We start from the raw sequence: 14,291 nt of genomic DNA on the forward strand, positions 1-14,291 counted from the left end.
CCACCGCAGATCCTACGTGAGCGGCGGGTTCATCGACAGCACCGTTTCCACCGGCAGGCGGGGCGAGGCGCAGACGGTCAGGTCATCGGGCAGCGTGCCAAAGCCCACCAGCACGATCACCGACTGCGCATCGTCCAGCCCAAGCGTCGCGCGCAGCCCCTTGTCGGTACCCACATCGACGGACCAGTTCAGCATGCAGGTGCCCAGCCCCTCGGCATGAAGCGCATGCACAAAACTCATCGCGAATAGCCCGCCGTCGATCCAAGCCTGATAGCGTTCGCCGGGATGTTCCCAGTGCCGCAGGTCGCTGGTGATGACCGCGATCCCGCCCAGTTCATCTCCGAACGTGCGGTTCCCGGCCTGATGGACGCGCACCCGGTCGATCAGGTCACGCTCGGTCCAGACGCGCAGGTGACAGGTTTGGCGGTTGCAACTGGACGGCGCATGTTGCGCGGCACGCGCGGCGCGGCGGATCTTGTCCTCGGGCACCGGATCGGGGCCGAAGCGGCGCACCGAATGGCGCGATCCGGCAAAGGCGAGATAGTCGAAATCCGTGGCCTTGGCGATCCCGGCCCGGTCCAGATGGCTGACGCCGGCAGCCTCAGACGCCCCCGGCGCGGCGCGGTCGGCAAGGTAACGCGCCACCTCCTCCGGCACCTCACCCGCGTTGAACGCGGCCCAGACGCGCAGAGTGCTGTCCCCGACCGCCCCGGCGTCGCTCACGTGCCCGGCGTCGCGCAGGTCCCGCGCCAGCCGCGTGGCCCGCGCAAAGCCGAAACCCGTCCGCGCCTCGCGCAGGGCCATGCCGTATTCCAAGAAATGCGCATCTGCCAGCATCCGCGCGTCCCGGTTTTCGCCGGACCGGGCGCGGTGCAGCCAGGCATGCCGCCGAAACCGCCATGCGTCGTAAAGGACACCGCGCCAGAACCGGGCCTCGACCTTCAGCGCCTCCCCGAGCCGCGCGACGGGGCTGGTGGTGGCGGAAACGGCCCGCCCGGCCTCGGGTTTCTGCACGGTCATTCGCCCTCGTTCAGTTCTGCGCGAAGGGGGGCGAGAAATTCGGCGTCGCCCTCGCCCAGTTCTGGAATGTCCGGCCGCACCCGGGCATCGGTGTCGGACATGCGAAACGGCGGGTTCGGGACCTGAAACGCGCCCGCCGCGTCCCGGACCGTGCCCATCACGCCGCGTTCCTGCGTTGCGGGATCGGCCATGACCTCGGCCACGTCGCGGTAGCGGGAACAGGGCACCCCGGCGGCGAGCAGCAGACGCTCACAGGTCTCGGCGGGCTTGTCCTGCGCCCAGAGCTCGACATAGCCCATGAGATCGTCCCAGTTCGCCTCGCGCCCCGAGGCCGTGGCAAAACGAGGGTCCGCGCCCCAGTCCGGCCCACCAAAGAGCGCCAGCATGCCCGCGAAATTCTTGTCCGACAGCGGCACGACCATGATGAACCCGTCCGCAGCCCGGACCGGCGTGTAGAGATGCCGGGCGCGGATTTGCGGGAACTGGGCCTCCTGACATTCATAGACCATCATCGACATCAGGCTGTCCAAAAGCGCGACATCGACCAACTGTCCCCGCCCGGTGTGTTCGCGGGCCAAAAGCGCGGTCTGGATCGCCCCCCAGGCATAAACGCCCGCCAGAATGTCGGCATAGAACATGCCTGTCGGCGCGGGCCGGTCAAGCTCGGGCTGATAGGACATGAGCGCCATGTCCAGCCCGCCGGTCGCGTGGATCATCGGCGCATAGGCCGGGCGCGACGCGGCAACGCCCTCCTGCCCGAACCCCGAGATCGCGCAATAGACGAGCCTTGGATTGCGCGCCGACAGCGTGTCCCAGTCGAGCCCCAGACGCGCCATCACGCCGGGGCGGAAGTTTTCGACCACAACATCGGCACCGTCGATGAGCCGCTTAGCATCCTGCCGCCCCGCCTCGGTGCGCAGGTCCAGAACCACGCTCCGCTTGCCCGCGTTCAGGGTGCCGAAATAGGTGGATTGTCCGTCACGCAGCGGGGGACGCCGTCGCATGGCGTCCCCCTCCGTTGGTTCGATCTTGATCACTTCGGCGCCGATATCGGCCATGAGGCGGGTGCAGAACGGCCCCGCCATCACCTGCGAGAAATCGACGACCCGGATCGGTTTCGGCCCGTCTGTCATCAGCCCTTGAGCATCGCGCGCGCGATGATCAGGCGCTGGATCTGGTTCGTGCCTTCGTAGATCTGGCAGACCTTGGCGTCGCGCATGTAGCGCTCAACCGGGTGATCCTGCAGATAGCCCGCGCCGCCAAAGACCTGAACCGCGTCGGTCGTGACCTTCATCGCCATGTCCGAGGCAAAGGTCTTGATCATCGACGAATACATCGGAACCTGCGGGTGGGTCGGGTCGCGGTCGATAAAGGCGGCAACCTTGTAAAGCAGCGCCCGCGCCGCCTCGATCTGGATCGCCATGTCGGCCAGCATCGCCTGCACGAGTTGGAAGTTGCCAATCGGCTGCCCGAACTGTTCGCGCTCCTTGGCATAGGCCATAGCGGCATCCAGCGCGCCCTGTGCGATCCCCACGGAAGCCGCGCCAACGGTCGGACGGTTCAGGTTGAGCACGCCCATCGCATTCTTGAACCCCTGCCCTTCTTCACCGACGAGGTTCTCGGCCGGCACGCGCACGTTTTCAAAGAACAGGTCGCAGTTCTTGATGCCGCGCAGACCCATCTTCTTGGGGCTCCCGCCGATCTTCACGCCGGGGCTGTCCATCGGAACGATGAAGGACGAGATACCGTCATGGCCCTTGCCCTCAGAGGTGCGGGCGAACAGCAGGATGTATTTCGCCTGATCCGCCTTGGTGATGAACACCTTCTGGCCGTTGATGACGTAATCGTCGCCGTCGCGTTTGGCGGTCGTCTTGATGCCGGAGACGTCGGACCCGGTCTGCGGCTCGGTCAGACCAATGCAGGTCAGCGTGCGCCCTTCGGCAATCTCGGGCAGATACTTCTGACGCTGCGCGTCGGTGCCGTAATGCGTGAGCGGCAGCGCCATCGCGATCGAGGTCGCTCCGACAAGGTGCGACACGGCGAACGAGGCCCGCGAGACCTCTTCCTTCGCAATACACGCCATGGTCAGCGTGCCGCCCGGCCCGCCGTATTCCTCGGGCACCATGATCTGGATCAGCCCAAGGTCCCCGAAGATGGGGACGAGCGAGTGGGGCATGTCGTCTTCCTGATCGATCTTAGCCGCAATCGGCGCGACATCTTTCTCGACCATCCGGCGGATGGTGTCGCGAAACATGATCAGGTCTTCATCGTATTCGGTTGTGTCGAGCATGGTAGGTCCTCCGTGACTTTTGCGGAAAGCTTTAAAGGTCCTACCATTAACTGTCAATCTTTAAGAGCGCTCCCACAAACCCGTGTGGACGCGATCCAGGTGAGCACGCAGTTCTTCCTTGGCCTCGTCGACACGACCGGCGCGCAGATGTTCGACGAAATTCCGACGTGAATTCAACAGCACCTCCGGTGCCATGTCCCCAATTCGGAATTGCAGAAACGTCTGGGTCAGCTCGGTCTGCGCATCAGTCGTATAGACCAGCGCGGTGTTGCCCGTGAGTGCGGCGATCTGATGGTAAAAGTCGCGCGCGACGGCCACGCGGCGGGCCGAGTCGCGGGCCGTCACGGCCTCTTCCGTCTCGACCAGGTTTGCGTCGAGCGCCGTCAGGTCCGGGATCGTACCCCGCTTTTTGATCTGATCGAGGATCATTTCCAACAAGAGAGTCCTTGCTTCGAAGAGGTCCGAGAGCTTGATCGCGTTCAGCATGATGAGGTCGCTCAAGACCTGACTCATCTGCGTTGCCGTGCCTTCGGACACAAAGGCGCCGCCATAGGCACCCTTGCGGGTCACGACCAGACCGGCGTTCTCGAGGATGCGCAGCGCCTCGCGCACCACGTTCCGGCTGACGTCAAGCTGCTTGGCGAGTTCCCGTTCCGGCGGAAGCTTGTCACCGGGCTTTAGCTCGCCGCGCATCATCTTTTCGCGCACGACCTGCACCACCACCTCGAAGTTTCGGTTCTGTTTGACGGGCTCGAAAACGGGCGGTTCGGGTCGTTTGGCTGGCGCGGTCATGGGGTCTTCCAATCTGGGTTCGATAGCGACGAGGGCGTTGCGCGCCTCCAAAAGGCATTGCATTCGCCTCGGTTCTTCTATTGGTAATACCAATCATGGAAAACGAAAAGGCCTCAAGTTCCGCATCGCAGCGTCTGGATGACGCGAGCACGACGGGTTCTGGCCGGGTCGCGGCGCAGGCGTGGGTGTTCATCCTCGCCACGCTTGCGACCCTTGCCGACCGTATTACCGGGGTCCATGCCTATTCGCTTCTCAGCCTGTCTCTCATCTCGCTCAGTTTTGTCATTTCCTGGCGCGAGATTTCGCGGGTCACACTGGTCATCGCCGCCGTCGGGCTGATCACCTCTATCGGCTTTCTCGCCACGGGCGGCGACATCGAGGCATTCATGCTGGCGGCGAGCCGGGCCCTGTTCCTGCCCGCACTCCTGACAGCAATGGCCGTCCTTCAGGCGGCGACGAAAAGCTCGGCCCCGGTCATGCGCGTCGCGGGATTTGTTGTCGACCAACCGCCCGGACGGCGGTTCGGGATGCTCGCCTTTGCCGGGCATCTGTTTGGCATACTGCTCAACATCGGCGGCTATCGCCTGCTACTCGGGCTGGCCATCGACCATTGTCACCGGATGACCCGCGACGCGCGTGTCAGGTTTATCCAGGAACGCCGCATTCTCGGGGCGATCATCGCAGGTTTCGGCGCCACGATCTTGTGGTCACCCATCGGCGTGGCCATCAACCTGATCGTTCCACTCATCGACGATTTCGACTGGTTCGATTACGCGCCCTATGGCCTTGCAGCGACCCTCGGTTTTGTCGGCATCCAATACTTTCTCGACCGGCTCGGTCCCCGCCCCAAGGGCCGCACCTACCCGATCAACTCGCCCGGTGTCTGGACCGACATCCTGCGGCTCATGGGTCTGCTAGTCGGGATCATGGGTCTGGCCACGTTGATCGATCTCGTGACCGGTATCCCTCTTCAGGGCGCCCTGCTCATCGTTATTCCTACGGTGGCCATTCTTTGGCGTCTCGCAGAACGACCGGCGAAAGGCGACAGTATCGGATCGCTCTTGACCGACGCCTTCTGGTCGCTCGGCAAACCAGTGAATGAAATCTGCCTGATCCTCGCGACCGGCTTTCTCGGGCTGATCCTCGTCGAGGTGGTGCCGACCCAGTCTCTGGAAGCCCTTATCGAGACCCTCGCCCTGCCCGCGTTCGTTTACGGTATTTTCATAGTCGTTGTCATCTTTGGCCTGAGCATGGTCGCGATCAGCCCGATGATTACCGGCACATTGCTGGTCGGCGCCTTCGTCGAAGCGAATGTCGCAATCCCTGCTCCGATGTTGATCCTCGCGACCCTGACGGGCTGGTCGGTCAGTATGCTCCTCTCGCCGGTCACCGCCACCGTCGCGATCACATCTGCTGAGATGAATCAGCCGGCGAGCGTGGTCGGCCTGAAGTGGAACGGTCGATTTATCGCATGCTTCATCGCGCTGATCTTTGCGATTTTCGTGGTCTGGAGCCTGCTGCTCTAGCCCCGATTGTTGGCCGCTTCCTGAGCCCGCTGCAGCATGTAGCTATGTAGCCGCTCCATGTGCGACATCATTTCCTTTTCCGCCTCGGGCGCGTTCCTGTCGCGCAAATGTGCCACGAAACGCTGGCGCGATTCAGCCACGTTCCAGCTCCGATCCACGCCGATCTGCTTGATGTAATAGCCCAGCGGCTCGGTCACTGCGGACATGAGTATGGACATGGCCTGATTCTTGGTGGCGGCCGCCAGCAAGTGATAAAACTCGATGGTCAGCGCGGTCCGATCCTCGATCTGCGCAACGGTCGTCAGCTTTTCCGTTGCGTCGATGTTGGCTTCCAGCGCCTGGAAATCCGCCTCTTCGCCGCGCTCGCAGGCCAGCTTGATCACCTCGCGCTGAAGACAGACCCGCGCCTCCATGTAGTCGGACAGCGACAGGCCCCCCAGCGACAGAAGATCGGAAATGGTCTGCGTGATCGGCCGGGCATCGCCCTGCATGACAACCGCCCCGCCGTTCACGCCCTTGCGCAGCGACAGCACGCCCGCGATCTCCAATGTGCGAAAAGCCTCGCGCACCGTGGCGCGGCTGACGTCGAGTGACTCGGCCAGTTGCCGTTCAGCGGGCAGCTTGTCTCCCGCCTCCAAACGCCCTTCCAGGATCGCAAGCCGGATCTGGTCGCACACTTCCTCGAACGCGCGTTTCGTTTTGACTGGTTTGAAACGGATATTCTCGTCCACGCCGTTATGCCCTGTCTGTTGCTCCTGAATCATCCTGAACCCGAATGATATGGATAACCTCTAACACATGCTGCCTTGTGTATTGGTCTGATCATTTAATGATTGTTAGACTATAGGAGAGATCGGGGCAAAACAAGCTACGATCATCCAAATCGGGAGGAAGAAATGAGAATTATCAATGGTGTAGGCCTAATGGCAGCGCTCACGATCGGCGCTTCGGCACAGGCAGCGGACGTCAATGTGACCTACGCGGCCTATGGGCCGCCCACCTCGTCCAACGTGGAATTCGGGGTTATCCCGTTCCTCGAAACGGCCAAAGAGATGAGCGAAGGCACCATCGACTACACTCTGCACTCCGGCGGATCGCTCTTGGGCGCAAAGGCGATGCTGGGGGGCATGAAGGACGGCGTCATCGACGGCGGACAGGTGCTTGCGGTGTATTACCCGGCCGAACTGCCGGTCTCGAACCTCGCCATGGGGCTGGCGCCGATGCTGCGCTCAGGCGGACCCGCGCTCGCCGCGGCGATCACCGACTACATCCTGACCGAATGCCCCGGCTGCAAGTCCGAGATGGAAGCCAACAACATGATGTTCCTGGGCGCCTATTCGACGACGTCCTACAGCCTGCTCTGCACCAAGCCGGTCGACACGCTGGAAAGCCTCGCCGGTTTGAAAGTGCGCGTGCCCGGTGACTTTGCGTTTCTCGCCTCCCACCTCGGCATGACGCCGGTGAACATGGGGATCGGCGAGACCTACGAAGGTCTTCAGCGTGGCGCACTGGATTGCACGCTCGGGCCGGTCGGCTGGCTTCAGCAGTTCTCATTGGGTGAGGTCGCCAAGAACGTGCTCGATGTCAGCTATGGCGTGTCTTACGGCGGGCCGATCATCAGCCTGACGAAATCCATGTGGGACGGACTCGACGACACCCAGAAGACAGCGTTCCAGACTGGCGCTGCCGTCGGGATCTTCCGCGCGGCGAACGGCTATATCGCGACCGACGAAGAAGTTCTCGCGGGTGCCGAAGAGGCCGGGTATTCGATCATCGAACCGGGTGATGCGCTGATTGCCAAACTCGAAGACTTCAACCCGTTCTTCAACGAGACGCTCATTACGCGCGCCAAAGAGAACGGCATCGAAGACGCCCAAGGCATCGTCAGCGGGTTCCGCGAAACACTCGACATGTGGATCGCGGCGATGGAAGAGATCGGCGACGACGAAGAGGCATTCGTTCAAAAGATGATGGACGAGGTCTATTCGGACATGTGATCCACTAGCGTGACCGAAAGAAATGGCCGCCGGACACAACCGGCGGCCATTTTTTTGTCTCAACCATCGTCCCAGAGCGGCGGCGCTCCGTGCAGCCTAGCTCGCCAGAAGGCTGGCCGGCATGCGGTTCTCGCTCACCGTCCAGAACCGCGACAGGTCATCGATGCCCTTCATGTAGTCGCTGACCGACTTGAGAAACTGGTCCATCGACGGTGTCAGCGCCTCCGGGTTCCATGCGAGCGAGAGGGTGCTGCTCTGCACATCGTCCGACAACGGCACATAGATCACGTTGGCCGTCTGGATGTTGACCAGCGACGCCGGAACCAGTGATACGCCGATGCCGGACGCAACCAGGCCGAGCAAGGAATGCATGTCCGACGCTTCGCAAACGACATTCAGCTCATAGCCCTGTTCCATGAGAGCGCTGAACATGTGGTCAGAGTATTCCCGGTTGGCCGAGCGATACACCTGCACCAGCGGCTCCCGTGCGATCTGCTCAAGCGACAAACGGTTCATTCGCGCAAGCGGGCTGTTGCGGTTCACAGCGGCGACGAAGGGTTCGGTGAACAGGGGTTGGGTGGCAAATTCTGTCGTCGCCATAGGTTCGCGGACGATGGCGATGTCGATTCGCTCCTCGTTCAGCGCGCGGAACTGTTCCTTCACCGTCATCTCCTGAAGGTGCACCCGCACCCCCGGATGCAGCGCCGCGAAAGGCGGCAGGATATGCGGCACCAGCGAATGGATCGCGGAACAGACCGAGCCAAGCGCGATTTGCCCGTTCTTGCCATTCGCGATCGAGCGGATCGATTCCGTGGCCAGCATGGTGGTGTTGATAATCCGCCGCGCATAAGCCTGAAGCTCGATGCCCTCAGCCGTCAGTTTGACCCGCCGACAGGACCTTATGAACAGTTTCGCGCCAAGCTGATGTTCAAGCGAAATGATCTGCTGGCTCAACGGCGGTTGCGCAATGCCCATCCGTTCGGCAGCGCGCGTGAAGTTCAGTTCTTCCGCCACGGCAAGAAAATAACGCAACTGGCGCAGTTCCACCTTGGGCAGATCCTCGAGAACGGGCATCCGAAGCGAGAGCACTTGGCTCGCCTCGACAGCAGCTAATGCGGTTCGGCTGGTCATAGTATCTTCCTCCCTGTTGCCCGCCTGCGATCCGATCGGAGAGGCTAAACATGAAAGGCAGGTTATATCTTTACATTGCTCCAATCAAATACTTTAAAGGTCCTACCAATGTAACCCGACTTTCTGCCGACAGGCTCGTCCCGTGAGGACTTGCCCGGCAGCAGCACCGCGAAAGGAACGTGATGGGACCGCTCTCAGGATTGAAAATCGTCGAATTCGGCGCCATCGGCCCCGGGCCGTTCTGCGCGATGCTGATGGCCGATCTGGGCGCGACTGTCATTCGGCTGGAGCGCAAGCAGGATGCCGGCCTCGGCGTCAAACGGGACCTGCGCTTCGACCTTACGAAACGCAACCGCCCCATGATCGCCCTCGACCTCAAGTCGCCCGAAGACCGGGACTCTGCGCTCGAACTCGTCTCGGGGGCCGATGCCCTGATCGAAGGGTTCAGACCAGGCGCGATGGAGCGGCTGAGGCTGGGTCCCGACGACTGTCTCGCGGCCAATCCGGCACTCATCTATGGCCGCATGACCGGCTGGGGCCAGACCGGGCCGCTGGCCCAGACCGTCGGGCATGACATCAATTACCTCGCCCTGTCGGGAGCCCTCTCCATGATCGGCTCCAAGGCCCAGGGACCGGCGATTCCCCTGAACCTCGTCTCCGACCTCGGCGGCGGTGCGCTTTACCTCGCGTTCGGCATGCTTGCCGCCGTGATGCACGCTCGCGAGACCGGCGAGGGTCAGGTGGTGGATGCCGCCATCCTCGACGGGGTCGGATCGCTTCTGACAACCTTCCACGGCTTTCGCGCCTCGGGCCTCTGGACCGACGATTACGAAAGCAATTTCATCGACGGCGGCGCACCGTGGTATGCCTGCTACAAGACGCTGGACGGAAAATACGTCTCGGTCGGCGCGGTGGAACGCAAGTTCTACGCCCAGTTGCTCGATGGCATGGGGCTCGATGCGTCCTACCTCGACCGGCAGATGGACAAGGCAACCTGGCCCGAGCAAAAGCGGGTGTTCGCACAGATTTTCGCCCGCAAGACCCGCGACGACTGGGACGCCGTCTTTGCCGGGCGCGAGGCCTGTTATGCCCCGGTCCTCGACATGGACGAGGCGCTGACGCACCCGCAGGTGACCGAACGCGACGGCGTCGTCCACGTGGAGGGGATTGCACAAACCGCCCCTGCCCCGCGGTTCAGCAAGAGCCAGCCGGACACGCCCAGACCGCCAAGCGCACCCGACCCCGATCTGGCCACGCGCCTGCGTGCCCAGGGTTGGGCTGCCTTGGTGACATCCTGACCATAGCCCCCCGGGGCCCAATAACCCGATACGTGAGAGGAGCGCGTTTTGACCCAACACACCCCCACCCGCCCGCTGGAAGGCCTGCGCGTCGTCGACTTCTCGACGCTCGTCGCTGGTCCCTATTGTAGCCGATACCTTTCGGATCTCGGCGCCGAGGTCATCAAGATCGAAAGCGCCGAGGGTGATTACATGCGCTCGCAGGCGCCCCTGCGCGATGGGATGAGCACGTACTTCGGGCAGGTCAACTGTGGTAAGAAAAGCGTCGTCGCGAACCTCAAGGACTCCGAAATGCTGGCCGATGTGAAGCGGCTCATCGACACCGCCGACATTGTGATCGAGAATTTCCGCCCCGGCGTCATGACCCGCTTCGGGCTGGATTTCGAAACCCTGTCGGACAGCAATCCGGGGCTGATCTATTGCGCGGTGTCGGGCTACGGCCAGACCGGTCCGGGGGCCGAGCGCCCCGCCTATGCGCAGAACGTCCATGCCTCGTCCGGCCACGATCTCACGCTCCTGCGTTATCAGGACGAACTGACCCGGCCCGCCAACAGCGTGCTGTTCTATGCCGACATCCTCGCCGCGATCTACGCCCTCAGCGCCGTCAACACGGCCCTTTACAGCCGGGAAAAGACCGGGCGCGGGCAGCATATCGACGTGTCGCTGATGGAAAGCGTGGTCAACCTCATGCCCTATGACGTGCAGGAGGCGCAGTTCCCGGCCAAGATTTCGCGCCCGGTCTACAAGCCGTCGCGCACCACCGACGGCTTCGTCATCATCATGCCCAACACCCAGCGCAACTTTGAAATGCTGGCACGGGCGACGGGCCACGACGAATGGATCACGGATCCGCGCTTTGCCACGGTCGAGGCGCGTTACAACAACTTCCCCGAACTGCTCGCCACAATCGAGGGCTGGACGATCCAGCGCAGCTCCGAGGAGTGCGAGCGCATCCTCTCGGCGGCTTCGGTCCCCTGTGGCCGCTACCGCACGGTCGCCGAAGCATTGGAGGACCCGCAACTCAAACACCGCGAAGCGTTCCAGACGGTCACCGACCGGGCGGGCGACTACCTCGTCACCAACCTGCCGTTCAAGATGTCGGGCGGCACCGTGTCCGCCGTGCCCACCGTGTCTGAACTGGGGGAGTATAAACTCTCGGATTTCCTCTGAGCCGAGCTCGCGGGCCCTGGCAGGGTCCCCGAGAAAATTTGGCCCGCGCCTTGATCCGGCGCGGGCCTTTTCGTGTCTGTTACTCTCGGTTCAGCGCATCAGGTTCGGCAGGAACAGCGTGACCTGCGGAAAGGCGATCAGGATCGCCATGACCACGACTTCAGCCAACAGGAACCACGTCACGCCCTTGAAGATCTGCACCAGTCGCACGTCGTCGCCGACGACCCCCTTCATGACAAAGACGTTCAACCCCACAGGGGGCGTCAGCATCCCGATCTCGATGAACTTCACGAGGATGATCCCCATCCAGACGATGTTCATGTCGGCCGAGGCGAAGACCGGCAAAAGCACCGGCAGAGTCAGAAGCAGCACACCCAGAGGGTCGAGGAAGCAGCCCAGCAGGATGTAGACAACCGCGATCGACAGGATGATCGAAAGCTGGCTCGCGCCGCCCGCCGCGATCAGGTCGGACAGGATGTTCGGAATGCCCGAAAACGCAAGGAACCGGGTGAAAAGCGCAGCCCCGACGGCGATTAGGATCAGGCTCGCGGTTGTCGTGGCGGCCTCTTTCAGGCTGCTCCAGAGCATCGAGAGCGAAAACGTGCGCTGGATCATCGCGACGATGATGGCCAGCACGACGCCTGCGGCACCGGATTCCGTTGCGGTCATGAACCCGCTGTAAATCCCGCCGATGACCCCCAGCACCAGCACCGGCAAGGGCCAGATGGGGGCGAGCAGCCGCATGTGTCCGGCAAAGCCGACCCGTTCGATGGACTGGCGCGGGGCGAGGGCCGGGTTCAGCTTGACCCGCAGCACAATGAGCGTGGCATAGGCAAAGGCCGTCAGAAGCCCCGGAATGATCCCCGCGATCAGCACCTGACCGACGGGGGCCTGCGCGAAAATGGCAAAGAGCACGACGATGATACTGGGCGGGATCACTGCGCCGAGCGTGCCCACCGCGCTCGCCACCCCGGTCGCGAGACCCGGGTTATACCCGCTCTTGAGCATTTCCGGCACCGCGATCCGCCCCAGCGTTGCGGTCGTCGCCATGCTCGACCCGCTGGCCGCGGCAAAACCGGCACCCGCAAAGTTCGTGGCGACCGCCAGTCCGCCGGGCAGCCAGCCAAGCCAGACCCGCATCGCTGCATAAAGGCTTGTGGTCATGCCCGAATTCGCGACGATCGTGCCCATGAGCAGGAACATCGGGATCGCGGACAGCGTCCAGTGTGCCGTGAAATCGTAAGGGATGCCCTTCAACGCGCCCATTGCGCCATTGAAACCCCGGATCATCCAGAGCCCGAGGAGCGACACGAGAGATAGTGCGATGCCGACCGGCACACGGATGCCCAGAAGGACGATCAGGCTGACCATCCCGATGATGCCAATGGTTCCCGGTTCCATGTCAGACGCTCTCCCTGTTCTGGCCGATCAACTGGGCGACGCTCCGGTCCTCGCCCCGGGACAGCGCCACGAAGAGCCGCAGGATCTGCGCCAGCAGGACAAGGCAGAACACCACGCCCGCCACCACGAGAATCCAGTTCGACGGCCAGGTCGCGAGGTTGAAGAACTGGGTCAGCGTATAGGCTCCGACCCGCGTCTTCTCGAGCGCGGATAGGGTCGAGGCCCAGGTGAACGCCACGCCGTAGAACAGCGTGATGATCAGGGCCACGCACTCCACGATCATGCGCACCCTTGAGCCGGCCCCGTGAACCAGGATGTCGACCGACACATTGTGATCGCGCATCTGCGCGTAACCGAGCGCAAGGAACGAGGCGGCGACCATGTAGTAATAGGTGCCGAATTCCAGCGTTGCCGCGATCGGGGCGTTAAAGAACGAACGGCTGACGACATCGGCCGTGACGTGAAACGCCATCAGCAGCAAAAGCACCGCCGAGAGCCATAAGGTTAGTCGCGCAAGCGTGGATGCCATCGCGTCGATCAGGTCTATCACGGAATCCTCCCTGTTCCTCGCAACCGTTCCCGGCGGCCCCGCAGGACCGCGCGAAAACGGAAGTGTTGACGATACCCTGCACGCACCCTTGGGGCCACGTCCAATACTCAACCCTATGGGTGCGAGACCAATGTTATATCCTTGGCTCGCGATATAGCGCGCAACGTGAATAGTCTTGGTCGGCTCAAGGGGGACTCGCTTAGGTTTTTCGAAACTCGGGACGGAGGCAGCCACATGCGCGTCGGCTTTGCGGGACTTGGAAACATCGGCGCGCTCATGGCGTGGCGGTTGCAGGAACGTGGCCACGATCTTGTCGTCTGGAACCGGTCACAGGCCAAAACCCAGTCGTTTCGAGACGCCGGGGTTCCGGTGGCACCTTCGCCCGCCGATCTGGCGCGACAGGTCGATGTGCTCTGTCTGTGTGTCACGGACGCCAAGGCGCTCGACGCCGTGCTGTTCGGGTCCGATGGCATCGTTGGCGCGGGAAGGGTGCCTGCCATGATCGTCGATCACTCCACCGTTCCGCCGGACGCGACCCGGCAGATCGCGGCCCGGGTCCGGGCGGAAGCCGGGGCCGCCTGGGTGGATGCACCGGTGTCCGGCGGTCTCGCGGGGGCCGCCGCTGGTCAGCTTGCCATTTTCGTCGGCGGCGAAGACGCTGATGTGACCCGCGCATGGCCCGTGTTGACGACGCTCGGCACGACCGTCACCCATCTTGGCCCCACCGGCAGCGGTCAGGTCGCAAAGGCCTGCAATCAGGTGATCGGCTTCCTGTCTTTTGCCGCGCTGGCCGAGGCGCTGGCACTCGCCGCCCGCTATGACATTGCGCCCCGGGATCTGGCCGTAGCCCTGACCGGCGGCTTTGCGGACACGCCCGTCTTGCGGGAATGGATGCGCGTGATCGACAGCGACGAACGCCTGATCGGCCCCGCTCTGCACACCGAAGCGATCCTCGGCCACCTCTCCGGCACACAGATGCCAGACTCTGACGGTCCGAGTCCCGCAAACCTCGCCAAGGACCTCGGGATCATCGCCGATCTCGCGCAGGCGGCGGACCTTCGGATGCCCCTCGTCCAGACGATGGGCGCGCTCATGGCAGAAATCCGGGCGCGCTGA

The 14,291-nt window shown here is 62.9% G+C and carries 13 protein-coding genes; 5 read left to right on the plus strand and 8 right to left on the minus strand.

All coding sequences use genetic code 11. From position 1 onward, the window contains the following. Positions 1-12: 12 nt before the first annotated feature. The 4 genes from RB2654_RS23105 to RB2654_RS21310 are packed head-to-tail and all read right to left on the minus strand — an operon-like array spanning position 13 to position 4,102. Complete coding sequence (locus RB2654_RS23105; RefSeq protein WP_008335922.1) at positions 13-1,020, minus strand: nitroreductase family protein; 1,008 nt, start codon at positions 1,018-1,020, stop codon at positions 13-15. Beyond that, positions 1,017-2,153 (minus strand): CaiB/BaiF CoA transferase family protein, encoded by a 1,137-nt coding sequence (locus RB2654_RS21300; RefSeq protein ID WP_008335921.1) that lies wholly within the window; start codon positions 2,151-2,153, stop codon positions 1,017-1,019. The genes RB2654_RS23105 and RB2654_RS21300 overlap by 4 nt, the downstream gene beginning before the upstream one ends. Beyond that, complete coding sequence (locus RB2654_RS21305) at positions 2,153-3,310, minus strand: acyl-CoA dehydrogenase family protein (protein WP_008335920.1); 1,158 nt, start codon at positions 3,308-3,310, stop codon at positions 2,153-2,155. The genes RB2654_RS21300 and RB2654_RS21305 overlap by 1 nt, the downstream gene beginning before the upstream one ends. Before the next feature lie 60 nt (positions 3,311-3,370). After that, entirely contained in the window at positions 3,371-4,102 is a 732-nt protein-coding gene (locus RB2654_RS21310) for a FadR/GntR family transcriptional regulator (RefSeq protein ID WP_161600715.1), read from the minus strand. Positions 4,103-4,197: 95 nt separating this feature from the next. On the opposite strand from RB2654_RS21310, the gene RB2654_RS21315 reads away from it, so the two are divergent. Next, positions 4,198-5,628 carry a hypothetical protein gene (locus tag RB2654_RS21315; protein WP_008335917.1) on the plus strand — a complete coding sequence of 477 codons (1,431 nt, stop codon included), beginning with the start codon at positions 4,198-4,200 and terminating at the stop codon, positions 5,626-5,628. On the opposite strand, the gene RB2654_RS21320 is transcribed toward RB2654_RS21315, so the two are convergent. Then, entirely contained in the window at positions 5,625-6,359 is a 735-nt protein-coding gene (locus RB2654_RS21320) for a FadR/GntR family transcriptional regulator (protein ID WP_040885933.1), read from the minus strand. The two genes, RB2654_RS21315 and RB2654_RS21320, sit on opposite strands and share 4 nt — an antisense overlap. A gap of 192 nt (positions 6,360-6,551) precedes the next feature. Here RB2654_RS21320 and RB2654_RS21325 point away from each other — a divergent pair, with 192 nt between their 5' ends. Beyond that, a complete protein-coding gene (locus RB2654_RS21325) occupies positions 6,552-7,625 on the plus strand; it encodes a C4-dicarboxylate TRAP transporter substrate-binding protein (protein ID WP_008335914.1) in 1,074 nt (357 codons plus the stop codon). Between the two features lie 96 nt (positions 7,626-7,721). Here RB2654_RS21325 and RB2654_RS21330 read toward each other — a convergent pair whose 3' ends face one another. Further along, on the minus strand, positions 7,722-8,756 hold the full coding sequence (locus RB2654_RS21330; RefSeq protein WP_083783491.1) for a LysR family transcriptional regulator: 1,035 nt from the start codon (positions 8,754-8,756) through the stop codon (positions 7,722-7,724). A 182-nt stretch (positions 8,757-8,938) separates the two neighbouring features. Between RB2654_RS21330 and RB2654_RS21335 the strand changes: the two genes are divergently transcribed. Together RB2654_RS21335 and RB2654_RS21340 are read left to right on the plus strand one after the other, a co-directional pair. After that, complete coding sequence (locus RB2654_RS21335; protein WP_148912643.1) at positions 8,939-10,054, plus strand: CaiB/BaiF CoA transferase family protein; 1,116 nt, start codon at positions 8,939-8,941, stop codon at positions 10,052-10,054. A 48-nt stretch (positions 10,055-10,102) separates the two neighbouring features. After that, positions 10,103-11,224 (plus strand): CaiB/BaiF CoA transferase family protein, encoded by a 1,122-nt coding sequence (locus tag RB2654_RS21340; protein ID WP_008335910.1) that lies wholly within the window; start codon positions 10,103-10,105, stop codon positions 11,222-11,224. Positions 11,225-11,314: 90 nt separating this feature from the next. Here the strand turns inward: RB2654_RS21340 and RB2654_RS21345 are convergent, their stop codons facing one another. Together RB2654_RS21345 and RB2654_RS22695 are read right to left on the minus strand one after the other, a co-directional pair. Beyond that, a complete protein-coding gene (locus tag RB2654_RS21345; protein WP_008335908.1) occupies positions 11,315-12,625 on the minus strand; it encodes a TRAP transporter large permease in 1,311 nt (436 codons plus the stop codon). A 1-nt stretch (position 12,626) separates the two neighbouring features. Next, positions 12,627-13,175 carry a TRAP transporter small permease subunit gene (locus RB2654_RS22695; RefSeq protein WP_050772056.1) on the minus strand — a complete coding sequence of 183 codons (549 nt, stop codon included), beginning with the start codon at positions 13,173-13,175 and terminating at the stop codon, positions 12,627-12,629. A 234-nt stretch (positions 13,176-13,409) separates the two neighbouring features. On the opposite strand from RB2654_RS22695, the gene RB2654_RS21355 reads away from it, so the two are divergent. Then, positions 13,410-14,291 carry an NAD(P)-dependent oxidoreductase gene (locus tag RB2654_RS21355; protein WP_008335904.1) on the plus strand — a complete coding sequence of 294 codons (882 nt, stop codon included), beginning with the start codon at positions 13,410-13,412 and terminating at the stop codon, positions 14,289-14,291.

This window comes from Maritimibacter alkaliphilus HTCC2654 (assembly GCF_000152805.1).
GTDB lineage: Bacteria > Pseudomonadota > Alphaproteobacteria > Rhodobacterales > Rhodobacteraceae > Maritimibacter > Maritimibacter alkaliphilus.

Bases quoted from the DNA above. Each gene is read 5' to 3' on its own strand.
- RB2654_RS23105 (WP_008335922.1), bottom strand. From the start codon at position 1,020: ATGACCGTGCAGAAACCCGAGGCCGGGCGGGCCGTTTCCGCCACCACC.
- RB2654_RS21300 (WP_008335921.1), bottom strand. From the start codon at position 2,153: ATGACAGACGGGCCGAAACCGATCCGGGTCGTCGATTTCTCGCAGGTG.
- RB2654_RS21305 (WP_008335920.1), bottom strand. From the start codon at position 3,310: ATGCTCGACACAACCGAATACGATGAAGACCTGATCATGTTTCGCGAC.
- RB2654_RS21310 (WP_161600715.1), bottom strand. From the start codon at position 4,102: ATGACCGCGCCAGCCAAACGACCCGAACCGCCCGTTTTCGAGCCCGTC.
- RB2654_RS21315 (WP_008335917.1), top strand. From the start codon at position 4,198: ATGGAAAACGAAAAGGCCTCAAGTTCCGCATCGCAGCGTCTGGATGAC.
- RB2654_RS21325 (WP_008335914.1), top strand. From the start codon at position 6,552: ATGGCAGCGCTCACGATCGGCGCTTCGGCACAGGCAGCGGACGTCAAT.
- RB2654_RS21330 (WP_083783491.1), bottom strand. From the start codon at position 8,756: ATGACCAGCCGAACCGCATTAGCTGCTGTCGAGGCGAGCCAAGTGCTC.
- RB2654_RS21335 (WP_148912643.1), top strand. From the start codon at position 8,939: ATGGGACCGCTCTCAGGATTGAAAATCGTCGAATTCGGCGCCATCGGC.
- RB2654_RS21345 (WP_008335908.1), bottom strand. From the start codon at position 12,625: ATGGAACCGGGAACCATTGGCATCATCGGGATGGTCAGCCTGATCGTC.
- RB2654_RS21355 (WP_008335904.1), top strand. From the start codon at position 13,410: ATGCGCGTCGGCTTTGCGGGACTTGGAAACATCGGCGCGCTCATGGCG.